Origin of the sequence: Methylorubrum sp. Q1, from assembly GCF_004683995.1 — a bacterium.
Taxonomy (GTDB): domain Bacteria; phylum Pseudomonadota; class Alphaproteobacteria; order Rhizobiales; family Beijerinckiaceae; genus Methylobacterium.
Window position 1 is genome coordinate 265,722 of record NZ_SRHQ01000002.1, and the last position, 20,898, is coordinate 286,619.

The 20,898-nt window shown below is 68.8% G+C and carries 21 protein-coding genes and 1 riboswitch; of the genes, 11 read left to right on the forward strand and 10 right to left on the reverse strand.

Annotated elements, in window-relative coordinates:
• The first annotated feature begins 80 nt into the window (after positions 1-80).
• From E4V01_RS03140 to E4V01_RS03160, 5 genes are all read left to right on the forward strand, one after another.
• Entirely contained in the window at positions 81-1,295 is a 1,215-nt protein-coding gene (locus E4V01_RS03140; RefSeq protein ID WP_135297357.1) for a patatin-like phospholipase family protein, read from the forward strand.
• Positions 1,296-1,374: 79 nt separating this feature from the next.
• On the forward strand, positions 1,375-2,427 hold the full coding sequence (locus E4V01_RS03145) for a metalloregulator ArsR/SmtB family transcription factor (RefSeq protein ID WP_135297358.1): 1,053 nt from the start codon (positions 1,375-1,377) through the stop codon (positions 2,425-2,427).
• A 101-nt stretch (positions 2,428-2,528) separates the two neighbouring features.
• A complete protein-coding gene (gene metF, locus E4V01_RS03150) occupies positions 2,529-3,461 on the forward strand; it encodes a methylenetetrahydrofolate reductase [NAD(P)H] (RefSeq protein ID WP_060769255.1) in 933 nt (310 codons plus the stop codon).
• Between the two features lie 199 nt (positions 3,462-3,660).
• Entirely contained in the window at positions 3,661-7,413 is a 3,753-nt protein-coding gene (metH, locus tag E4V01_RS03155) for a methionine synthase (protein WP_135297359.1), read from the forward strand.
• A gap of 143 nt (positions 7,414-7,556) precedes the next feature.
• The gene (locus tag E4V01_RS03160) at positions 7,557-7,772 is read left to right on the forward strand and encodes a hypothetical protein (protein ID WP_012253199.1); all 216 of its coding nucleotides are present in this window, start codon (positions 7,557-7,559) and stop codon (positions 7,770-7,772) included.
• 10 nt (positions 7,773-7,782) lie between these two features.
• Here E4V01_RS03160 and E4V01_RS03165 read toward each other — a convergent pair whose 3' ends face one another.
• Complete coding sequence (locus tag E4V01_RS03165) at positions 7,783-8,985, reverse strand: GNAT family N-acetyltransferase (protein WP_135297360.1); 1,203 nt, start codon at positions 8,983-8,985, stop codon at positions 7,783-7,785.
• Between the two features lie 206 nt (positions 8,986-9,191).
• On the opposite strand from E4V01_RS03165, the gene E4V01_RS03170 reads away from it, so the two are divergent.
• A complete protein-coding gene (locus tag E4V01_RS03170) occupies positions 9,192-10,244 on the forward strand; it encodes a polysaccharide deacetylase family protein (protein ID WP_135297361.1) in 1,053 nt (350 codons plus the stop codon).
• Positions 10,245-10,259: 15 nt separating this feature from the next.
• Here E4V01_RS03170 and E4V01_RS03175 read toward each other — a convergent pair whose 3' ends face one another.
• The 3 genes from E4V01_RS03175 to E4V01_RS03185 form a co-directional block, all read right to left on the reverse strand.
• Complete coding sequence (locus E4V01_RS03175) at positions 10,260-10,685, reverse strand: hypothetical protein (protein ID WP_135297362.1); 426 nt, start codon at positions 10,683-10,685, stop codon at positions 10,260-10,262.
• Between the two features lie 136 nt (positions 10,686-10,821).
• Positions 10,822-11,259: a hypothetical protein gene (locus E4V01_RS03180; RefSeq protein WP_135297363.1), complete on the reverse strand. Its 438-nt coding sequence runs from the start codon at positions 11,257-11,259 to the stop codon at positions 10,822-10,824.
• Positions 11,260-11,394: 135 nt separating this feature from the next.
• Entirely contained in the window at positions 11,395-11,601 is a 207-nt protein-coding gene (locus E4V01_RS03185; RefSeq protein WP_009863569.1) for a DUF2842 domain-containing protein, read from the reverse strand.
• Positions 11,602-11,780: 179 nt separating this feature from the next.
• Between E4V01_RS03185 and E4V01_RS03190 the strand changes: the two genes are divergently transcribed.
• Positions 11,781-12,926, forward strand: a complete 1,146-nt coding sequence (locus E4V01_RS03190) for a COX15/CtaA family protein (protein WP_135297364.1) — start codon at positions 11,781-11,783, stop codon at positions 12,924-12,926.
• Between the two features lie 281 nt (positions 12,927-13,207).
• On the forward strand, positions 13,208-13,888 hold the full coding sequence (locus E4V01_RS03195; RefSeq protein WP_135297365.1) for a hemolysin III family protein: 681 nt from the start codon (positions 13,208-13,210) through the stop codon (positions 13,886-13,888).
• Between the two features lie 115 nt (positions 13,889-14,003).
• Here the strand turns inward: E4V01_RS03195 and E4V01_RS03200 are convergent, their stop codons facing one another.
• Positions 14,004-14,267, reverse strand: a complete 264-nt coding sequence (locus tag E4V01_RS03200) for a hypothetical protein (RefSeq protein ID WP_060769263.1) — start codon at positions 14,265-14,267, stop codon at positions 14,004-14,006.
• 258 nt (positions 14,268-14,525) lie between these two features.
• Positions 14,526-14,630, forward strand: a riboswitch (TPP riboswitch).
• 74 nt (positions 14,631-14,704) lie between these two features.
• Here E4V01_RS03200 and thiC point away from each other — a divergent pair.
• Both thiC and E4V01_RS03210 read left to right on the forward strand, forming a co-directional pair.
• On the forward strand, positions 14,705-16,597 hold the full coding sequence (gene thiC, locus E4V01_RS03205) for a phosphomethylpyrimidine synthase ThiC (protein ID WP_060769264.1): 1,893 nt from the start codon (positions 14,705-14,707) through the stop codon (positions 16,595-16,597).
• Positions 16,598-16,813: 216 nt separating this feature from the next.
• Complete coding sequence (locus E4V01_RS03210) at positions 16,814-17,161, forward strand: flagellar protein FlaG (protein WP_060769265.1); 348 nt, start codon at positions 16,814-16,816, stop codon at positions 17,159-17,161.
• Positions 17,162-17,339: 178 nt separating this feature from the next.
• On the opposite strand, the gene flaF is transcribed toward E4V01_RS03210, so the two are convergent.
• Positions 17,340-17,714, reverse strand: coding sequence for a flagellar biosynthesis regulator FlaF (gene flaF, locus E4V01_RS03215; protein WP_060769267.1), 375 nt, complete (start codon positions 17,712-17,714; stop codon positions 17,340-17,342).
• Between the two features lie 177 nt (positions 17,715-17,891).
• Between flaF and E4V01_RS03220 the strand changes: the two genes are divergently transcribed.
• On the forward strand, positions 17,892-18,131 hold the full coding sequence (locus tag E4V01_RS03220) for a hypothetical protein (protein WP_135297366.1): 240 nt from the start codon (positions 17,892-17,894) through the stop codon (positions 18,129-18,131).
• Positions 18,132-18,228: 97 nt separating this feature from the next.
• Here E4V01_RS03220 and E4V01_RS25530 read toward each other — a convergent pair whose 3' ends face one another.
• The 4 genes from E4V01_RS25530 to E4V01_RS03235 form a co-directional block, all read right to left on the reverse strand.
• Positions 18,229-18,369: a hypothetical protein gene (locus E4V01_RS25530; protein ID WP_193763135.1), complete on the reverse strand. Its 141-nt coding sequence runs from the start codon at positions 18,367-18,369 to the stop codon at positions 18,229-18,231.
• Between the two features lie 186 nt (positions 18,370-18,555).
• On the reverse strand, positions 18,556-18,882 hold the full coding sequence (locus E4V01_RS03225; protein WP_135297367.1) for a hypothetical protein: 327 nt from the start codon (positions 18,880-18,882) through the stop codon (positions 18,556-18,558).
• A 248-nt stretch (positions 18,883-19,130) separates the two neighbouring features.
• Positions 19,131-19,700: a metallophosphoesterase family protein gene (locus E4V01_RS03230; protein ID WP_135297368.1), complete on the reverse strand. Its 570-nt coding sequence runs from the start codon at positions 19,698-19,700 to the stop codon at positions 19,131-19,133.
• Positions 19,701-19,774: 74 nt separating this feature from the next.
• On the reverse strand, positions 19,775-20,875 hold the full coding sequence (locus E4V01_RS03235) for an energy transducer TonB (RefSeq protein ID WP_135297409.1): 1,101 nt from the start codon (positions 20,873-20,875) through the stop codon (positions 19,775-19,777).
• Positions 20,876-20,898: the final 23 nt, after the last annotated feature.

Here is a 20,898-nt window from a genome sequence, read left to right on the forward strand (position 1 = left end):
CGCGGGGCAAAGAACCGCACAGGCACACTTGCTGCTTTGCACCATTTGAATGTGCATCGCAATAAATCACGTGAGGCAAGATGGACAGGACGAGCCCGGAGATTCACTCCACCGACAGTGAGCAGATCGAGGCTCGGTCCGCCGGCTCGCCTCCGGTTGATACCCGTGAGCGGACCGGAATCCTCGACGGACCGTCTCACGACGACGCTCACAACCCCGCGACCGCCGTTCCTGATCCGATCGCGGATTCGACCCGGCCGGGCGCCGCGTTTCGGGGCCTCGCCGGACCGCGCGCGGAGAAGGCCGTCTCGCTGGCGCTTCAGGGCGGCGGCTCGCACGGCGCCTTCACCTGGGGCGTGCTCGACGCGCTGATCGAGGACGGGCGCGTCGCCTTCGAGGCGGTCACGGGCGCGAGCGCGGGCGCGATGAACGCCGTCGTCCTCGTGGACGGCTGGCTCGCGGGCGGCCCCGACGGGGCACGCGCGGCCCTGGAGACGTTCTGGCGCGAAGCGAGCCTCGATGCCGACCTGCGCCCCTCGCAGAAGGGCCTGATCGACGGCCTGTTCCAGTTCTGGAAGGGCAACCCGTTCTTCGAGGCCTGGGTGAAGGCGCTCAACCCCGGCCCCTACGCGACCAATCCGTTCAACTTCAATCCCCTGCGCGACGCGCTGGAGCACACCGTCGATTTCGATCGCCTGCGCGCGGCCGACACCGCCAGTGTGTTCGTCTCGGCGACCAATGTCTGGACCGGCAAGCTCGCCGTGTTCGGGCGCGATTGCCTGACGGTCGATCACCTGATGGCCTCGGCCTGCCTGCCGACGGTGTTCCAGGCGGTCGAGATCGACGGCGTGCCCTATTGGGACGGCGGCTATCTCGGCAATCCGGCTCTGTACCCGCTGCACGAGTCGAGCACCCGCGACATCCTGCTGGTGCAGATCAACCCCGTGGAGCGCCGCGAGACGCCGCGTTCGGCCAGCGACATCCAGAACCGGCTCAACGAGATCACCTTCAACGCCAACCTGATGCGGGAGCTGCGCTCCATCGACTTCGTGCACGGCCTGATCGACGAGGGCGGACAGGGGCAGGTTCCGGGTTTGGAACGCGTCTTCCTCCACCGCATCGACGGGACCGACTCGCTCGACGGTTTCGCCGCCTCCTCGCGCATCGACGCCCGCTGGCGGATGATCGAGCGCCTGCGCGACAAAGGCCGCGCCGCCGCCAAGGTCTGGCTCGCAGAGGGCTACGACGAAGTCGGCGTGCGCTGCACCCTCGACCTCAAGAAGGCCTACCAGTAGCGGGCCGTCGCTGACGAAGGGACCGGGTCGTCAGCGAAACCTCTTGCCACGGGCTCGTTACGAACATAAAGATATCTTTATGTCTAGCGAGAGCGGTCCCACGAACAGCGCGACCACGGTCCCGGTGCCCTTCGCCGAGGCGCTGGCCGTGCTGCGGGCGGCGGCGGAGGAAACGCGCCTGCGCATCCTGGCGCTGCTGGCCGAGGGCGAGTTGTCGGTCTCCGACCTCACCGACATTCTCGGCCAGTCGCAGCCGCGCATCTCGCGCCATCTCAAGCTCCTCGTCGAATCCGGCCTGATCGAGCGTCATCGCGAGGGAGCCTGGGCGTTCTTCCGCCTGCGGGAGGCCGCCATCGGCTTCGTCGAGCCCTTGATCGCGGCGCTGGAGCGCGCCGCGCCGCCGCTTTCCGAGGATCGCGCCCGACTCGATTCGGTGCGGACGCAACGCGCCGAGGCGGCGCAGACCTTCTTCGCCCGGCTCGCCCCCAAATGGGACGGCCTGCGTTCCCTGCACGTGCCCGAGGCCGCCGTCGAGGCGGCGGTGCTCGACGCGCTCGGAGACCGTCCGATCCGCCATGTGATCGATCTCGGCACCGGCACCGGCAAGATGCTCGGCCTGCTGGCCCCCCTGGCCGGTCGCGCCACCGGGCTCGATTCGAGCCATGCCATGCTCTCGGTCGCCCGTGCCAACCTCGAACGGCTCGGCCTGTCGCGGGTCGATCTGCGTCAGGGCGATCTCCACGCGCCGCCCTTCGGCCGCGGCGGCTTCGATCTCGTGGTGCTGCATCAGGTGCTGCACTACCTCGACGATCCGGCCCGGGCACTGCGGGAGGCCGCCCGCCTCGTCGCGCCGGGCGGGCGGCTGCTCGTGGTCGATTTCGCGCCCCACACTCTGGAGCAGTTGCGCGAAAGCCAAGCCCATCGCCGCCTCGGCTTCGGTGCGGAGCAGATCACGGGCTGGCTCGTCCAGGCGGGCCTGGGCGATGTCGAAAGCTGTGACATCACGCCGGAGGACGGCATCGAGCATCCGCTCACCGTCACCCTCTGGCTGGCGCACGACACCTCCGCCGCGATCGAGGCGCAGACGCCTGAACGTGCTCCCGCACGCAGCCCGGAACGCGCCGTGGCCTGAGCCTCAAGGTCCAAGCCTTCAAGGTTCAAGCCTTCAAGGTCCAAGCCGACTTCCATCGACGACCGACACCACGACAGACGCCCAGGAGAAGGGACGAAGAGATGCCCAACGCCTCCCAACACCGCGCCAGCCGCGACGGTTTCCGCCCGATCCGGGTCTCGATCGAGTTCTTCCCGCCGAAGACCGAGGAGATGGAGAAGATTCTCTGGTCCTCGATCGAGCGCCTTGCGCCGCTCCAGCCGAAATTCGTCTCGGTGACCTACGGCGCCGGCGGCTCCACCCGCGAGCGCACCCACAACACCGTGGCGCGCATGGTGCGCGAGACGAGCCTCAAGCCCGCCGCCCACCTCACCTGCGTCGCTGCGACGAAGGAGGAGATCGACGGGGTGGTGCAGTCCTACTGGGATGCCGGCGTGCGCCACATCGTGGCCCTGCGCGGCGACCCGGCCGAGGGCGTCGGCCACAGCTACCGACCCCATCCCGGCGGCTACGCGCAGACCTGCGACCTCGTCGCCGGCATCAAGCGGATCGGCGACTTCAAGGTCTCCGTCTCGGCCTATCCGGAAAAGCACCCCGAGGCCGCCTCGCTCGATGCCGACATCGACGCCCTGAAGGCCAAGGTCGATGCCGGCGCCGATCAGGCGATCACCCAGTTCTTCTTCGATAACGAGATCTACCTGCGCTACCGCGACAAGGTGCGCGCGGCCGGCATCGACATCCCGATCATCCCCGGCATCCTGCCGGTGCAGAACTTCAAGCAGGCGGCCAACTTCGCCCGCCGCACCGGCGCCTCGGTGCCGTATTGGCTCGCGGCCCGGTTCGAGGGTCTGGAGAACGACGTCGAGACCCGCCGTCTCGTCGCCGCCGCGGTCGCCGCCGAGCAGGTGCTCGACCTCGTCGACGAGGGCGTGGAGGACTTCCACTTCTACTCGATGAACCGCTCCGACCTCGTCTACGCCATCTGCCACCTTCTCGGCCTGCGCTCCCAGGCGCCGGCCAAACCGGCGGTCAAGCCGGAAGCCAAGGCGGCCTGACCCCTCGCCACTCTGCTCCTGAACCTTATCCCGAACTGCGACCGCGCCGCGGTCGCAGCGAAGGATGGCTCCAGGAGCGATCGCGTTTTCTGGAGGCCTCCGAGGCCTCCGCTTCGCTCCGGCACCTCAGGCTGAGGTGGGTTGATGCGGCCGACACTTTCGGCCATCGCCGTCCCGGAACATCCCAGGATCGTCCGACATGACCGCTTTCCCCCCCGTCGACGGCACCGAGATCGAGCGCGCCCTGCGTCAGCGCGCGTCCGAAAAGATCCTCGTCCTCGACGGGGCGATGGGCACGGTGATCCAGCGGCTCAAATACACGGAAGAGGATTTCCGGGGTGAGCGCTTCAAGGATCACAGCCACGATCAGAAGGGCAACAACGACCTTCTGATCCTGACCCAGCCCGACGCGATCCGGCAGATCCACCTCGACTACTTCCTCGCGGGCGCCGACGTCTGCGAGACGAACACGTTTTCCGGCACCACGATCGCCCAGGCCGATTACGGCATGGAATCGATCATCCACGAGTTGAACGCGCAAGGTGCGCGCCTCGCCCGCGAAGCCGCCAAGCTCGCGGAGCAGCAGGACGGCCGCCGCCGCTTCGTCGCCGGCGCCATCGGCCCGACCAACCGCACGCTGTCGATCTCGCCGGACGTGAACAATCCCGGCTACCGCGCCGTGACGTTCGACGGGGTGAAGCAGGCCTATGTCGAGCAGGTGCGCGGCCTCATCGACGGCGGCGCCGAACTCATCCTGATCGAGACGATCTTCGACACGCTCAACGCCAAGGCGGCGATCGCCGCTGCGTGGCAGGTGTTCGATGAGACCGGCATCCGCCTGCCGATCCAGATCTCCGGCACCATCACCGATCTCTCCGGCCGCACCCTCTCGGGCCAGACGCCGGCCGCGTTCTGGAACTCGCTGCGCCATTCGAGCCCGCTCACCTTCGGCCTCAACTGCGCGCTCGGCGCCAAGGAAATGCGCGGCCACATCGCCGAGCTGTCGCGCATCTGCGACACGCTGGTCTGCGCCTATCCGAATGCCGGCCTGCCCAACGAGTTCGGCCTCTACGACGAGAGCCCGGAGGCCATGGGCAAGCTCGTCGGCGAGTTCGCCGCCTCGGGCCTCGTCAACATGGTCGGCGGCTGCTGCGGCACGACGCCCGACCACATCCGCGCCATCGCGGAGGCCGTGGCCGACAAGAAGCCGCGCGAGATTCCCGAGATCCCGCGCCTGATGCGCCTGTCGGGCCTCGAGCCGTTCGTGCTGACGAAGGAGATCCCCTTCGTGAACGTGGGCGAGCGTACCAACGTCACCGGCTCGGCCAAATTCCGCAAGCTCATCACCAACAACGACTACGCCGCCGCGCTCGATGTCGCCCGCGATCAGGTCGCGGCCGGCGCCCAGGTCATCGACGTCAACATGGATGAGGGCCTGCTCGACAGCGAGAAGGCGATGGTCGAGTTCCTCAACCTCGTCGCTGCCGAGCCCGACATCGCCCGCGTGCCGGTGATGGTCGATTCCTCGAAGTTCGAGGTGATCGAGGCCGGCCTGAAATGCATCCAGGGCAAGCCGATCGTGAACTCGATCTCCATGAAGGAGGGCGAGGACAAATTCATCGAGGCCGCCAAGATCTGCCGCTCCTACGGCGCGGCGGTCGTCGTCATGGCCTTCGACGAGCAGGGCCAGGCCGATTCCTACGAGCGCAAGGTCGAGATCTGCACCAAGGCCTACAAGATCCTCACCGAGCAGGTCGGCTTCCCGCCCGAAGACATCATCTTCGACCCCAACATCTTCGCGGTGGCGACGGGTATCGAGGAGCACAACCCCTACGGTGTCGCCTTCATCGAGGCGACTCGCACGATCCGCGAGACGCTGCCCCACGCCCATATCTCCGGCGGCGTCTCGAACCTGTCCTTCGCCTTCCGCGGCAACGAGCCGGTGCGCGAGGCGATGCATGCGGTGTTCCTGTTCCACTGCATCAAGGCCGGCATGGATATGGGCATCGTCAATGCCGGCCAGTTGGCCGTCTACGACGAGATCCCGGCCGAACTCCGCGAACTCTGCGAGGACGTGGTCCTCAACCGCCGCGAGGACTCGACCGAGCGCCTGCTGGAGGCCGCCGAGCGGTTCAAGACCGGCGCCTCGGCCCAGGCCAAGACCGCCGACCTGACGTGGCGCGAGGCGCCCGTCGCCAAGCGCATCGAGCACGCGCTCGTCAACGGCATCACCGAGTACATCGTCGCCGACACCGAGGAGGCGCGCAAAGAGGCCGCGCGTCCGCTCCACGTCATCGAAGGCCCGCTGATGGCCGGCATGAACGTGGTCGGCGACCTGTTCGGCTCGGGCAAGATGTTCCTGCCGCAGGTGGTGAAGTCCGCCCGCGTGATGAAGCAGGCGGTGGCCTATCTCGAACCCTTCATGGAGGAGGAGAAGCGGGCCAATGGCGGCGACGGCAAACGCCAGGCCGCCGGCAAGGTGCTGATGGCCACCGTGAAGGGCGACGTCCACGACATCGGCAAGAACATCGTCGGCGTCGTGCTCGCCTGCAACAACTACGAGATCATCGATCTCGGCGTGATGGTGCCGGCGGCCAAGATCCTCGAAACCGCCCGGCGCGAGAACGTCGACATCGTCGGCCTGTCGGGCCTCATCACCCCCTCGCTCGACGAGATGGTGCATGTCGCCGCCGAGATGGAGCGCGAGGGCATGGAGATGCCGCTGCTGATCGGCGGCGCCACCACCAGCCGCGTCCACACGGCGGTGAAGATCCACCCGGCCTACGCCAAGGGTCAGGCGGTCTACGTCACCGATGCGAGCCGCGCGGTCGGCGTGGTGTCGAGCCTGATCTCGAAGGAGACCCGCGGGGCCACCGTGGAGAAGGTCCGCGCCGAGTACGCCAAGGTCGCCGACGCCCACCGCCGCTCCGAGGCCGACAAGCAGCGCCTGCCGCTCGCCAAGGCGCGCGCGAACGCCTTCAAGGTCGATTGGTCGGCCTACAAGCCGGCCAAGCCCAGCTTCACCGGCACCCGCGTCTACGGCTCCTACGAGGTGGCGGATCTCGTCCCCTATATCGACTGGACGCCGTTCCTGCAGACCTACGAGTTCAAGGGCCGCTACCCCGCGATCCTCGACGATCCCGAGCAGGGCCCGGCGGCGCGTGCGCTGTTCGAGGACGCGCAGGTGATGCTCAAGCAGATCGTGGAGGAGCGCTGGTTCAACCCGAAGGCGGTGATCGGCTTCTGGCCGGCCAACAGCGTCGGCGACGATATCAGGCTCTACACCGGCGAGAGCCGGCAGGAGACGCTCGCGACCTTCCACGGCCTGCGCCAGCAGCTCTCGAAGCGCGACGGGCGCGCCAACACCTGCATCTCCGATTTCGTGGCGCCGGCCGAGACCGGCATCGCGGACTATGTCGGCGCCTTCGTGGTCACGGCGGGCCTGGAGGAGGTGCGCATCGCCGAGCGCTTCGAGCGGGCCAACGACGATTACCGCTCGATCCTCGTGAAGGCGCTCGCCGACCGCATCGCCGAGGCCTTCGCCGAGCGGATGCACGAGCGCGTCCGCAAGGAGTTCTGGGGCTATGCGCCGGACGAGGCTTACGCCCCCGAGGAGCTGGTCTTAGAAAAGTACGACGGCATCCGGCCCGCGCCGGGCTACCCGGCCCAGCCCGACCATACGGAAAAGGTGCAGTTGTTCGATCTGCTCAAGGCGGAGAGCCGCATCGGCGTGAAGCTCACCGAGTCCTACGCCATGTGGCCGGGCTCGTCGGTCTCGGGCCTCTACCTCGCCCATCCCGACGCGCATTACTTCGGCGTCGCCAAGGTGGAGCGGGATCAGGTCGAGGACTACGCCCTGCGCAAGGGCATGGACGTGATCGAGGTCGAGCGCTGGCTCGGGCCGATCCTCAACTACGACCCGGCCCGCTACCTCAAGGCCGCGGCCGAGTAGTCACGCCGAATAGGTCACACTCGGCGCGGGATCGCACCGCAACGCTCCCGCGCCGCGACTTTTTCCTTGCCGAGGGGCGGCGGCGCGCGGCACGCCTGCCGTTACGACCCGCGGGGCTGCCCCGCCTTCGACAGGAAGTCCCGATGCGCTCCACGCTGCTCGTCCTCGCCGCCGCTCTCCTCGCCTGCGGGCTGTCGGCCTGCAACAGCACCGATTCGGGCGGTCCCGGCCTGGCCTCGGCCTTCGAGACCAGCAATTACCGGCACTCCTCCGACACCAACGGCACCCAGACCCGCCGGGACGTGAACCGCGCCTACACGCAGCCCTCGCTGCCCACCATCGCCAACCGCGGCTTCTGAGCCGTCTCGCTCAGCGCCGCAGCCGCCGACGCAGGCTCCGGGCCGCCGCCCAGAGCCGCGGCGAGCGCTTGATCCGGTGCTTGAGCCGCACCGCGAGCCGCGAGGCGAGCACGAGCGCATGGCTCGCCGGGCTCACCGGCACGGTCTGCTCCACGAGTTCGATGGTCTCGTCGCAGGTCTTGGCCTTGTAGCCCGCCTCGCCGACGCCGAGGTCGAGCGCCCGGCGTCCCCCCGCGGCCTGATGGCCGACCAGCCGGTGCAGCAGGATCTCGCCGGGGCTGAACCGGCCGAGTTCGGGGTCGGTGTCGAAGGACGTCCACATCCCGCAGAAGCGGGCGCCGTCCACCGCGCCGCCGAAGGTCGCCAGGATGCGCCCGCTCTCGCTCGCCACCAGGGCATGGACCTCGATCGCCGCGCCGCCGCCATCCGCGTCCGGGGCCGTCGCGGCGGCGATGAAGCGGCGGATGTCGGCCTCCGCATAGGGGTCGGCGACGCCGAGATCGGCGAAGCGCGCGGCCTTCTGCGCGTAGAACGCCGCCTGAATCTCGGCCGCCGCCTGCGGCGTCTCGGCGACGCGGTGCTCGACGGATCCTAAAAACTCCACGAGCTTGCGCTCCTTGGCCCGCAGCTTCTTGCGGGTGTCGCCGCTGAACACCCGGCGCAGGGTGGCCTCGGCATCGGGGCCGAGCAGCATGCCGTAGGCGTCGCTCGGCGCCGGCAGACCGCCTCCGGCCAACGGGTTCGGGGTTCCGTCCCAGACGCGCGGCTGGTTGCGGAGCGCGAAGGCGTCGATGGCCGCCATGCGGCCGGCCCGGATCAGGGCCTCGGTCAGATCCTCGGCCGGCATCGCCGCCGCCTCGCGCGAGGCGAAAAGCGGCATGTGGAAGTTGGCGTGCCGGTCGCCGACCACCCGCGCGACCCGCAACGGGCCGCGGCGCCCGACCGTGAGCGGCATCAGCACCCGCGCGCGTCCATGCGCGTCGCGGAGCACGAGAATGCGCGTCTCCTCACCGGCATCGATCCCGGCACCGAGATAGGCCGCCACCCAGTCGAAGCGCTGGTAGGGCGTCATCAGGACGGCTGGATCGGCCTCCAGCCCCCGCCACAGCCCCTCGACCGCGGCGAGATCGGAGAACACCTCCGCGGTGAGGCCGCCATGGCCCCGCAGCCCCGCCCGCGCGGGGCGCCCCAGATCTTCGGCGAGAGCCGCCATTCCCACATCCCCCATTGCGGGTGCCCGTCACGGCCAGGACGGGCGGCCACGCAAAACCGCCTCCGGGCGATCCTGCCCGGTTCGTCCTCAAGCCTCGGTTGACGCGGGCGGCCGATCTGCGGGGATGGGTAACGAAAGCTTTTCGCGTCCGTCGCTAGGCTCAAGGCGATGCCGGGGCCGCCCGGTGCTTCGAGCCGAGACGGGCCATGCTCTCGCCCCGCACCCGACACCGCCTGTTCCGCGCCGGCTTTCGGGCGATCACCGCCACGGGCGCCGACCGCTGGCTCGCTCCCGCCACCCGCGGGCGCGGCGTGATCCTCACCTTCCACCATGTCCGCCCCGAGCCGGTGCCCGGTTTCGCGCCGAACGCCCTCTTGTCGATCACCCCCGCCTTCCTGGAGCGGACGCTGGAACTGCTGGCCGCCCGCGGCTTCGAACTCATCGGCCTCGATCAAGTCCCCGAGCGGCTCGCGGCCCCGGAAGGCGGAAAACCCTTCGCGGTGCTGACCTTCGACGACGGCTACCGCGACAATGTCGAGTACGCGCGCCCCGTGCTGGCGCGGCGCGGAGCGCCCTGGACGCTGTTCGTGACGAGCGACTTCGCCGAGGGGCGCGGGCGGCTGTGGTGGCTCGAACTGGAGCGGGCCGTGGCCCGGCTCGACGCGGTGCGGCTCGGCTCCGGCCTCGTCCTGCCGGCCCGCACGGATGCGGAGAAGACGGCCGCCTTCGAGACGGTCTATCGCGTCCTGCGCGCCGGCCCGGAGCCGGTCCTGCTCGACGCGATCGCCCGGTTATGCTGCGAGGCCGGGTTCGAGCCGGGCGGGCTCGCCCGCGAACTCTGCCTGAGCTGGGGGGAACTGCGCGACCTCGCCCACGACCCGGCCATCTGCATCGGCGCGCACACGCTCTCGCACCCGATGCTCGCCAAGCACGACGCCGCCTTCGCGGAACGGGAGATGGCCGAGAGCCGCGCGCGGATCGAGGCGGAGCTGGGCCGCCCCGTGCGCCACCTGTCCTATCCCGTCGGCGATCCGACCTCGGCCGGGCCGCGGGAGTTTGAAATGGCCAAAAGACTCGGCTTCGCCACCGCGGTGACGACCCGGCCGGGCCATCTGTTCGCAGGGCACGCGGATCATGGCCACGCCCTGCCGCGGGTCTCGGTGAACGGGCTGCACCAGAGCGACGCGGCGCTGGCGAGCCTTCTCTCCGGCGTGCCGTTCCTGGCCTGGAACCGCGGGCGGCGGCTCAACGTGGGCTGAGCAACCGCGAAACACTCATTTGAGCGCTGCCTGGTCGGAACCGAGAAGTTGGGCGTGGTGCTTTTCCAGGATCGGCCGAATAAGCGGCGTAACACACCATTCATCGTCCGAACCGAGACAAGCCCAGTACCAGACTGTCTGCGCATGCAGCGCGATGTTCTCATCGAGCAGCCGCGCGACCAACGGCCACCTCGGATCGTCATCAGCGGCCGTGCCCTCATCCTCGAACGATTGGATGATGACCTCCATCAATGTGAAGCGCTCGTCATCATCGAGCTCTCCCGATCGATAGGCGGCGATGAACGCGTCCAGACGACCGGCATCCGCGACCTCCCACTCCCAATCCTGCATGGATGGATCATTCGGGAGACCGAATCTGAGAGCTAAGACCTCGATCGCCGCCCGCGTCGGATGCCGCTGGAGATGCTTGGGAACCATCATGATGCTCCCTCCAATCGGCAAGACTCGACATGTCAGTTTCGCCAGCACCGATTTTATGCAGGTTTGAGCCGAGACAAGCCCTCGATCTGAAGGAACCCCTTAGGTCGGGCCCAAGGCGATGTCGGCGCGGGAGGCTCTATCGGCGCCGACGGCGCGAGCGCGACGCGCCGCCCTCCGACTCCCCTGCGCCGGCATCGGCGCTGCCGACATCGAAGCTGGCGCTGGACCGGCCGCGGCGGCCGGAGCGCCGCCCCCGGCGCCGTGCCGGCTCGATATCGGGCTCCTCGATCGAGGGAATGCCGGGGATCGTCGCGGTCGAGGCGACCGAGGAGGTGCTGGCGGCGTCGTTGCCGCTGACATAGCCGCCGCTCGCGACGTTCCGGGCGGGCGGGCCGAACATGGCGAGGCACTGGTTGTAGGCGAGGTCGTTCTTCAGCCGCTCGCATTCCGCCATGGAGCGCGGCGTCCCCTGCGCGGCCGCGGTTTCGGCGGCCAGCGGCGCGGCGAGCATCAAGGAGGCGGCGAGGAGGTGCGGACGGAACGAAAGCGCGGGACGGCGCGGGGAGGGGCGCATGGGCGGCGGGCGACCTTCGGAGACGAACCTTGAGCGTAGGACGTCCCGCCTTCTCGCCAGGGAGTGCGGCGAAAAAAGGGGCCGCCTGCGTTCAACCGTGTCCGAAAGCCGGCGGCCATCTTTCGGGACGATGCGCTAATCGTCCGGCCGATCCATCCAGCGGATCAGCGGCATCAGCGGGAAGATCCAGGCGATGCCGAGGATCGAGTAGATCACCGTCTGCACCGCCGGATGGGTTTCCGAGATGCGGCTGTCGGCGAGCGCCATGGCGAGCGGCGCGTAGACGATCACGAAGGCCAGGATACCGAAGGTTCCGAGCAGGGTGCGCGTGCGGCGGCGCATGGGCCTGGTTCTCTCGCGTCGTGGGTGAGCGCCCGGCGGGCGCCGGAACGGGTCGTACCGGTCCTGCTCGCGCGCTGCAACGCGAAGTCCCTGCGCCATAGGCCGCGTTGCGCGCGGGGTCCCGCTTCCCGTAAGCCACACCCGAACGTTCCCGGCCGCCGGACCTGACGCGCGAGATCATGAGACTGTCGACCCATCCGACCCTTGACCGCTTCGACGTCGTCCCGGCGGCCTCCTACCGCCCCGGGCACGGCGCGGTGCGCGCGTGGCTCTATCTGCTCGCCGTGCTCGTCGTGGCGATGGTCGCCGTCGGCGGCGCGACGCGACTCACCGGCTCGGGCCTCTCGATCACCGAATGGCGGCCCGTGACCGGCGTGGTCCCGCCGCTGGACGCCGCCGACTGGGCGGCGGAGTTCGACAAGTACCGCGACACGCCGCAGTACCGCATCCTCAACCAGGGCATCGGGCTCGACGGCTTCAAGACGCTCTACTGGTGGGAATGGGGGCACCGCCTGCTCGGGCGGATCGTCGGCCTCGTATTCTTCCTGCCGTTTGCGTGGTTCTGGGCCCGCGGCATGCTCGGGCGTCGCCTCCTCGCCGGCCTCCTCGGCCTCGGCCTGCTCGGCGGGCTTCAGGGCGCGATCGGCTGGATCATGGTGGCCTCGGGCCTCCAGCCCGGCATGACGGCGGTGGCGCCGCTCAAGCTCGCCCTGCACCTCACCACCGCGAGCCTGATCCTCGCCGGCCTCGTCTGGCTCGCCGCCGGCACCCGCCCCCGGGCGCTCGCTCCGGCGCCCGAACCGGTGCGGGTCGTCGCCTGCCTGTTGCCGGCCCTGGTGCTGATTCAGATCTGGCTCGGCGGGCTCGTGGCCGGCTCGAAGGCGGGCCTCCTCTACAACACCTGGCCGGACATGGACGGCAGCCTCGTGCCGCCGGCCCGGGTGCTGTTCGACAAGGTGCCCTTCATCGAGAACTTCATCGACAACCTCGCTTTGGTGCAGTTCAACCACCGCCTCTTCGCCTATCTCGTCGTGGTGGCGGCCATCGCGCACGCGATCCAGGCCGCCCGGACGGCGCCCGGCAGCGCGGCGGGCCGGGCGAAGGGCGTGGCGGCGCTGGCGCTGGCACAGATGGGTCTCGGCATCGCGACCCTCTTGCTGCATGTGCCGCTCTGGGCCGGGCTCGCGCATCAGGTCTTCGCCATGGCGGTGCTGATCATGGCGACCGTCCATGCTCGCCTTGCTCTGGGCGTGCCCGCCGCCTCCGCGCCCACGGGGGCAGAGGTGCCGATCGGACTGGAGGCACTCGCCGGCCGCGGCGCCTGAGACGGCTCCGCGCCCTTCGACCGAGTTGGCGCGAAACCTGCCTCGCTTCCGCGGCAGGTTCATGAAACCGTCGCGATTGGCTTCGATGCTTGGGGAAGGCTCGGAAGGGAGCCTTGGGTGACTGCGCTGCAGCATAGAAATCGGCTTATCCTGCAGTGCAAAAGGTAGGTTCCAGTCGTCGCGGTAACAATTTCGGTGGAAGACCGCGCCCTCGGTAGTCCGACGATGGAACGACTCGCCGGTCGATAGAATTAAATACCTCGCCAACACAGGAGCAGAGGATGTTTCTGGCCGAGGACGGACGCCCGCTTGCGCTGAATTGGAACTACACGCCCAGTGAGCTGCGGGCGGACGGTGTAGTCCATATAACGGGTATCGCCCTCGGGTTTTTCGGCGCGATCTGCTTGATCGCGATGGCGGCCTTAAACCATCTCGGGTGGATCGAACGGGCCTCTCTGCTCGTCTACGCGACCGCGTTGCTGGCGATGCTCGGCGCATCCGCTGCCTACAACATGTGGCCGGTGAGTCCGCGCAAGTGGATCCTGCGCCGTTTCGACCATGCCTTCATCTATCTGATGATCGCCGGCACCTACACGCCGGTGGTGGCGCTGGTCGGCTCCGGCCCCGTCGCCTGGACGCTGCTCGCCCTGATCTGGACGGTCGCGCTCACCGGCATCGCCATCAAGATCCTGATGCCCGGCCGCTGGGACCGCGTCTCGATCGTGCTCTACCTGATGCTCGGTTGGAGCGGCGTCCTGGCCTACGAGTCCGTGATTTCGGGACTCACCCCGTCCGCCCTGTGGCTCCTCGCCATCGGCGGCCTGCTCTATTCGGGCGGCGTGGTCTTCCACGTCTGGCGCAGCCTGCCGTTCCAGAACGCGATCTGGCACGCCTTCGTGCTGGCCGCGACCGCCTGCCATTACGGGACGATCATGGCGAGCGTGCTGCACGCCGGGGCGTGAGCGCTCCCCGCCTTTCCCGTCAGCGGGCCGCGAAGCCGCTGACATGCGCGACGACGATGCCGCGCGTGATCCAGGAACGCGGGAGACCGGGCCGGACGCCGGAGGCGCCTGGTTCTCAGGCCGGCTCGGAGATGCTGTTGCCTTCGCCCAGGGTGTCGGAAGCGCGCTCGACGGCGCTGATCGCATCGAGCAGGTGCTGCACGCTGCGCTCCACCTCGATCCGGGGCCGGTCCATGACGGCCGCCCGCGCCACCAGCCCTTCGAGCTGATCGAGCACGTCCAGGAGGTCGCCTGCGACAGCCGCCACGTCGCAGCCGGCGCGGGCCGGCGTGGCGGGGGCAGGGGGGCGGCGGAAAGGGATGACCGTGCTCATCGCCATCGTGTGTCGCGAAAAGGCGGGCGCATGGCCACCCGCAGACCGGGCGTCATCCACACCCAAGCCGCAGCGCGGGGTCGCCAAAGGGGGCTTCCTGCCTCAATTGGTGAGTTTTTCGTCGAAACCGTGGCTCGAATCTCCGGCAAACCGTCAAGCTTTCCCGCCGTGTCACCGGGCGTCGTCCGAAACGGAAAAATCCTTCCTCCGAATCGGCCCGTTCCGGCGATGGATTGACAAGGATCGCGCCGAAGCAGAGGTTGGAATCGTTCCGAGGGGGGCCCCGTATGGGGCTGAGAGTGGGCAGGCGCCCTGACCCTTGAACCTGATCCGGCTCGTACCGGCGGAGGGACGGGAACCAGTGGCCGCTGCTCACAAGCAGCATCGGTCAGCCGCACCATCGTCGGGACCACGGGTCGCCTCCCCTATCAGGAGCGACAGCGATGAACGCACCCGTCCGTCCCAAAGATCTTCCCAACAGCAATCCCGCCAGCGTGACCACCGGCCCCGTGCAGGGCTCGCGTAAGGTCTATGCCGAGGCGCCCGGCCGCCCCGACATCCGCGTGCCCTACCGGGAGATCGCCCTCTCCGACCCGAAGGAGGAGCCGGTGCGGGTCTATGACCCGTCGGGGCCCTACACCGAGACCGATGCGTCCATCGATCTCGAGAAGGGTCTGGCTCCCGTCCGCGAGCCGTGGATCGTCGGGCGCGGCTATGCCGCCGTGAAGCCGCGCGACGTGAAGCCGGAGGACAATGGATTCGCGTCCGCCGACAAGCTCGTGGCGCCGTGCCCCGCCGAGCGCACGATCCGCCGGGCGGAGCCGGGGCAACTGGTGACGCAATACGAGTTCGCCCGCGCCGGGATCATCACGGAAGAGATGATCTACGTGGCGCATCGCGAGAATGCCTGCCGCGCGCAGATGCTGGAGCGGGCGGAAGCTGCGCTCGCCGATGGCGACAGCTTCGGCGCGGCACTGCCGCCCTTCATCACGCCCGAATTCGTCCGCGACGAGGTCGCCCGCGGGCGCGCCATCATCCCGGCCAACATCAACCACCTCGAACTCGAGCCGATGGCGATCGGCCGCAATTTTTTGGTGAAAATCAACGCCAATATCGGCAACTCGGCGGTGACATCTTCCGCGGCTGAGGAAGTCGAAAAACTGGTCTGGTCGATCCGCTGGGGCGCGGATACGGTCATGGACCTCTCGACGGGGCGCAACATCCACAACATCCGCTCGTGGATCGTGCGCAACTCGCCCGTCCCGATCGGCACCGTGCCGATCTATCAGGCGCTGGAGAAGGTCGGCGGCGACCCGCTGAAGCTCGATTGGGAGGTGTTCAAGGACACGCTCATCGAGCAGGCCGAGCAGGGCATCGACTACTTCACGATCCATGCCGGCGTGCGGCTCGCCCATGTGCCGCTCACCGCGCGGCGCACCACCGGCATCGTGTCGCGCGGCGGCTCGATCATGGCGCGCTGGTGCCTCGCCGGACACCGCGAATCGTTCCTCTACGAGCGGTTCGACGAGATCTGCGACATCATGCGGGCCTACGACGTCTCGTTCTCGCTCGGCGACGGCCTGCGCCCCGGCTCGATCGCGGATGCCAACGACGCGGCCCAATTCGCCGAGCTGGAGACCCTGGGCGAACTCACCAAGATCGCCTGGGACAAGGGCTGCCAGACCATGATCGAGGGCCCCGGCCACGTGCCGATGCACAAGATCAAGGTCAACATGGAGAAGCAGCTGCGCGAGTGCGGCGAGGCGCCGTTCTACACGCTCGGCCCGCTGACCACCGACATCGCGCCGGGCTACGACCACATCACCTCGGGCATCGGCGCGGCGATGATCGGCTGGTTCGGTACGGCGATGCTCTGCTACGTCACGCCGAAGGAGCATCTCGGCCTGCCCAACCGCGACGACGTGAAGACCGGCGTCATCACCTACAAGATCGCCGCGCATGCCGCCGACCTCGCCAAGGGCCACCCCGCCGCGCAGCTGCGCGACGACGCCCTCAGCCGCGCCCGCTTCGACTTCCGTTGGGAGGACCAGTTCAACCTCTCGCTGGATCCCGACACGGCGCGCGCCTACCACGACGAGACCCTGCCGAAGGACGCGCACAAGGTCGCCCATTTCTGCTCGATGTGCGGCCCGAAATTCTGCTCGATGAAGATCACGCAGGATCTGCGCGCCGACGTGCTCGCCATGGAGGAAGCCGGCATCGTCATCGGCCAAGCCCAGCCGATGAGCGACGCCGAGCGTCAGGCTGGCATGGCGGCCAAGTCGCAGGAGTTCCTGGAAGAGGGCGGCAAGCTCTACGTCGACGCGGCGGAGTAAGCCCTGCGTGAAATGCGGGATGGCCGTCCGGCGGGCGGCCATCCTCGCAGAACCGATCGGTCGATGCGAATTCGTGAAAACCCTTCAGGTAATCTTTACGGATCGGTGAGGCTGGCGGCCGTTCCCAGGGGACAACCAGCGGGCCTTAAGACTCCGGTAGCGACGCGCGCAATCTTCTGAGGTCCGGCCTCGCGCCGGAACCGAAGGAATGCAGCCATGGACCCGATCAGGGCCGCGGCCTCGACGCCGCCCGTCTCAACCGCTCCCATCACCCCTATCCGACCGGTCGGCGAGACCGTTCGCGACGAGGCCCCCGCCTCCCGCGTGCTCGACCCCGCGGTCACCGTCGCGGTGAGCCCCGAGAGCGCGGAACCGAAGCCGTCCGAGCCGGATCGGCGGGCCTATATCCGCGATGCGGACAGCCAGAGCCTCGTTTTCCGGGTCACCGATCCCCAGACCGGCGACGTGGTGATGCAGATCCCCGACGAGGTGATCCTCAAGGCGCGGGCCTACGCACGGGAAGCCGCACCGTTTCCAGGCGAGCGCGTCGCCAAGACGGCCTGACCAACCGCCCGGCTACATCGCCCATCATCCGCCCTCCGACGCGACAGAACGCTCGGAGGTGCGGACGCTCGCGCGCGGCGACATCCTACGGCGAAGTGATGCCCGGACAGCACGCCGCCCGCCGAAGGCGGCTCGATCCGGCGGCTCTGATTCGATTCGGCATGCGGTCAGCCGGCGTTTACGCCCCCGGACCGGCGTCGCCCTGAAGCCCCGCGGCGATGTGGTTGTTGAGCGAGACCAGCGACTCGATCTTCTGCGCCGTCGGCTCGATCATCGTGTCCAAGATCGTATGGAACACGTAGGCCGAGAGCTGCGCCATGCCGGTGCGGACCTCGGTGGGGAGCGGGCTGCTCGGCTCGGTCGCGGCGGAGGCCAGGATCGTCCAGACGCGCTGGTTGAACGTCAGTGCGTCGTTGAGAGCCGGTCCCGCCTCGATCTGGGAACCGAGGGACTGGAGACGGCCGGCCGCCTTCAGCAGAACGGCCGCCTCGGCTTCCCGAGGGGAGAGCGCCACGCGCGAGGCCTTCGCGTAGGCATTGGCCGCGTACTGCATCGTCGGTGTTCTCCCTGCGCCGCCCTCGGCCGATCGCAGGCGAATCAATGCATCGTCTTTGTTAAAAGCCGGTATGCGCGTGTTCTGCCGTATTGGCGCCCCGAAAGGGGGAGAGTGCTTCGGCGTGGCGGCCGTTATGGCCAGTCCGTGCCGCATCGGGTCCGGAACCCGCTTCAGATGACGAACTTCTTTCTCGGATTGATGGCCGGCTGCATCATTGCCGGTGTCGTCACCATCACCGCTGCGCGGCACCCGGCGGTCCAAGTGCGGCTCGGCCTCGTTCCGCCCGCACAGGCGGCGGTCGTTGTCACGCCCCGCCCCGAGACGCCCCGCTGCCCGGTGCCGAAGACCGCGAACCAAGTCGGCAATCCGGAGATGCTGTTCTCGCGGAGCCGCCTCTGGTCGGTCGCCCCCTGAGGCAGGCCTCGCGAAATCCGGTCGTTCGGTTCGCAAGGCGCCGTGTCCTGCGAGCGCCGCGCGGGCCTGATCTCACTCTCACCGGGCGGAAGCGGTGTCAGACGCTGCTGCTGAGCAGGAACATCACCATCGTCGTCGCAACGGTGCTGCCGAGGAAGCCGAACAGGGCTGCGGCGAACGAGGGACCGGTCCGCATTTCGGCGGCGGGCTGACGGAGGGCGTTGTCGGTGGCGATCATGGCAAGACCCTGAAGGAAGGAGAGGAGTTTTCCGGTGCGAAGCGATCGGTCTCGTTGCGATGAACCTGCGCTTCACGGTGACGCTTGGCGGTGCGGGACCACACGCCGGCCCGCGGACGGATCCGGCTTTCGCAGCATCGGGTTACAGGCGGCCTCGACCCGCGGGTGCGGGGGGGGCGGCCCCGGTCAGTCGCAGCGGTTGACCTGCTTGGCGGCGCGCAGGGATCGGAGTTCGCTGCGCAGATCGATCGAGACGATGTCGGCCCCGCACTCCTCGAAGGCGTCCTGCGCCTCGTGGTAGCGGTCGCCGATCTCGTCGAGGGTGTCGCAAACCCGGTCGTGATTGCCGAGCCGCGCTTCCTGACGGGCCTGATAGCGCAGGGCGCTGGCTTCCTGGATCTTGCGGCGGCCGTCGAGACAGCCGGGGGCCGCGAGCGCGGAGGAAACGAGAGAAACGCCGACGAGAGAGGCCGCAAGGCCGGCGAGAACGGTGTGTCGCATGAGGTGACGCATGGGGCAGACCGACATTGTTCGACAGAAGTCGTGAAAAGGTTGCGGAGCGTTCAACACGCAGTCGTCACAGTGTCTTCACTGATCCTGCCGCTGCGTTGTCGTTCGTCTCGGCTTCTGAACGGTGACGCTAAGCCGATGGTTCCGAAACTGGCCTGCAGGATCTGCCAAGATTCTCTGCCAAGATTCTTGGAAGCGTCCTGGACGATTCTTGGTGGAACATTCGGCGCACTGGGATTTGGCCGATACCCCTATCCCCCGGGGGACTCCTTGCGAGCGAGATCTGGCCCGGCGCGGTTTCGGCGCGCCGTGTCCGACACACGCCCCCGCCGAGAGACGAGAATCTGGTCGAGGGTGACCGGCGCTAAGCCCTGCGCATCGACGCCGACATCGTATTGTCGCGGGATCGGCTTGAGCCGGCCGTGGGAATGGCCGTGCAGGTTGATCGCGCCTCGGCCGAGACCGTTCCAGGTCCGGAAGGCGTAGTGGCACAGCACGAGCCGGCGGCCCTCGACCTCGGTTTCCGCGTAATGCGCCACCGAGGTCCAGCCGGGCGCCGACAGGGTGGCGGGACCGTCGTTGTTGCCGACGATGAGGTGCTTGTGGCCGTTGAGCGCACTGATCAGGTCCGCCACGCGCTCCGGCGGGGGGCCGAGGGCGAAGTCGCCCAGATGCCAGACGGTGTCGTCCGACCCGACGACGGCGTTCCAGGCCTCGGCCAGGGCCGCGTCATGGGCCGGCAGATCCGCAAAGGGACGCCGGTCGATCCGCAGGATCCGGGGGTCGCCGAAATGCGTGTCGCTCGTGAAGAAGATGGTCATCCGCCGCGCCGTCCGGTGTGAGCGGGACAACGCGGCGGACGGGAGAACGATGCCGGCCTCCGGCGGCCTGGGGACTAGCGCCCCGGGCTGAAGCGCAGCGGCACGGTAACGGCGAGGCTCGGCTGCGTCACCCCGGCGGGGGCGGGCGGCAGTCCGCCGCGCACCGCCGCGAGTGCGGCGCCATCGATGGCGCCGACCCCGCTGCTGCCGGTCACGGCCGCACCGCTCACCGCGCCGGAGCGGCTCACGGTGAACCGTACGGTCGCGACGCCGCCGCTGGTGCCGGCCGCGGCCTCGCGGTTCATTCGGCCACGGATCGTCGCGGCGATGGAGCCCTTCCAGGCGGCCATGGCGTTGGGATCGCTGGCCGCGGCGGCCGTGCCCGTCGCGCTCTGACGCGAGGTGGCGGCGGAGTTGCGCTGCGCATTGCCCGCCTGCGCGGCTTGAGCACGCCGGGCTGCATCGCGCTCGGCCTTCGCCTTGGCGGCCTTGATCCGCGCTTCCTTCTGCGCCTCCTCGCGCTTCTTCTCGAGGATCTCCTGGCGGCGTGCCTCGCGCTCGGCCTCGCGCTTCTTCTCCAGCGCAGCCTTGCGGCGCTCCTCGATCTTGGGATCGGGCTTGGGCGGCTCCGGCGCCTTCGCCACCACGGGCGGGGGCGGGGCCAGCGGTTCCGCCTCCTGCGCCTCGGAGGCGATGATCTGCTCCTCCGGCGGCGGGGGCAGCGTGTCGGGCGGAACTTCCGTGACGGCTTCCGGCGGCGGAGGGGGCGGCTGCACCTCCTCCGGCATCACCTCCGTCATCTCGGGGGGAGGCGGGGGCTTCACCTCGTCCGGGGTCTCGACCGGCTCAGCCGTCTCCGGCTCGCCCTCGGGCTTGGCCTCCTCGGGGATCTCTTCGACCCGCTGCGACTCGGCGGGTGCCTGAGTCTCGGCCTCCGCCATCTGCGGCGCGAGATCGATCGTGATCTCCTGGTCGCCCGGGGGCGCGGGCGGCGTCAGATGCAGATAGGTGATGCCGATCAGCCCCGCGGCGTGCAGGGCCAGGGCCAGGGCGAAGGCGGCCGCAAGGCGCCCCTGGCCGCCTCCCTCGGAAGGGCCCGAGGGTAACCCCTGCCCGGCATGAGCGGGCACAGGAGCCGGCATCGGGGCAGATATCGGGGCCTGCATCGGCGGCATGGGGGCGGCCTTCGGAGCTGGCT

Excerpts from the sequence above, each read along its gene's own strand:
- E4V01_RS03220 (WP_135297366.1), top strand. The coding sequence starts at position 17,892 with ATGACGAACTTCTTTCTCGGATTGATGGCCGGCTGCATCATTGCCGGT.
- E4V01_RS03180 (WP_135297363.1), bottom strand. The coding sequence starts at position 11,259 with ATGCGCCCCTCCCCGCGCCGTCCCGCGCTTTCGTTCCGTCCGCACCTC.
- E4V01_RS03230 (WP_135297368.1), bottom strand. The coding sequence starts at position 19,700 with ATGACCATCTTCTTCACGAGCGACACGCATTTCGGCGACCCCCGGATC.
- E4V01_RS25530 (WP_193763135.1), bottom strand. The coding sequence starts at position 18,369 with ATGATCGCCACCGACAACGCCCTCCGTCAGCCCGCCGCCGAAATGCGG.
- E4V01_RS03170 (WP_135297361.1), top strand. The coding sequence starts at position 9,192 with ATGCTCTCGCCCCGCACCCGACACCGCCTGTTCCGCGCCGGCTTTCGG.
- E4V01_RS03175 (WP_135297362.1), bottom strand. The coding sequence starts at position 10,685 with ATGATGGTTCCCAAGCATCTCCAGCGGCATCCGACGCGGGCGGCGATC.
- E4V01_RS03200 (WP_060769263.1), bottom strand. The coding sequence starts at position 14,267 with ATGGCGATGAGCACGGTCATCCCTTTCCGCCGCCCCCCTGCCCCCGCC.
- flaF (WP_060769267.1), bottom strand. The coding sequence starts at position 17,714 with ATGCAGTACGCGGCCAATGCCTACGCGAAGGCCTCGCGCGTGGCGCTC.
- metF (WP_060769255.1), top strand. The coding sequence starts at position 2,529 with ATGCCCAACGCCTCCCAACACCGCGCCAGCCGCGACGGTTTCCGCCCG.
- E4V01_RS03195 (WP_135297365.1), top strand. The coding sequence starts at position 13,208 with ATGTTTCTGGCCGAGGACGGACGCCCGCTTGCGCTGAATTGGAACTAC.
- E4V01_RS03160 (WP_012253199.1), top strand. The coding sequence starts at position 7,557 with ATGCGCTCCACGCTGCTCGTCCTCGCCGCCGCTCTCCTCGCCTGCGGG.
- metH (WP_135297359.1), top strand. The coding sequence starts at position 3,661 with ATGACCGCTTTCCCCCCCGTCGACGGCACCGAGATCGAGCGCGCCCTG.
- E4V01_RS03185 (WP_009863569.1), bottom strand. The coding sequence starts at position 11,601 with ATGCGCCGCCGCACGCGCACCCTGCTCGGAACCTTCGGTATCCTGGCC.
- E4V01_RS03165 (WP_135297360.1), bottom strand. The coding sequence starts at position 8,985 with ATGGCGGCTCTCGCCGAAGATCTGGGGCGCCCCGCGCGGGCGGGGCTG.
- E4V01_RS03190 (WP_135297364.1), top strand. The coding sequence starts at position 11,781 with ATGAGACTGTCGACCCATCCGACCCTTGACCGCTTCGACGTCGTCCCG.
- E4V01_RS03210 (WP_060769265.1), top strand. The coding sequence starts at position 16,814 with ATGGACCCGATCAGGGCCGCGGCCTCGACGCCGCCCGTCTCAACCGCT.
- E4V01_RS03235 (WP_135297409.1), bottom strand. The coding sequence starts at position 20,875 with ATGCCGCCGATGCAGGCCCCGATATCTGCCCCGATGCCGGCTCCTGTG.
- E4V01_RS03225 (WP_135297367.1), bottom strand. The coding sequence starts at position 18,882 with ATGCGTCACCTCATGCGACACACCGTTCTCGCCGGCCTTGCGGCCTCT.
- E4V01_RS03140 (WP_135297357.1), top strand. The coding sequence starts at position 81 with ATGGACAGGACGAGCCCGGAGATTCACTCCACCGACAGTGAGCAGATC.
- thiC (WP_060769264.1), top strand. The coding sequence starts at position 14,705 with ATGAACGCACCCGTCCGTCCCAAAGATCTTCCCAACAGCAATCCCGCC.
- E4V01_RS03145 (WP_135297358.1), top strand. The coding sequence starts at position 1,375 with ATGTCTAGCGAGAGCGGTCCCACGAACAGCGCGACCACGGTCCCGGTG.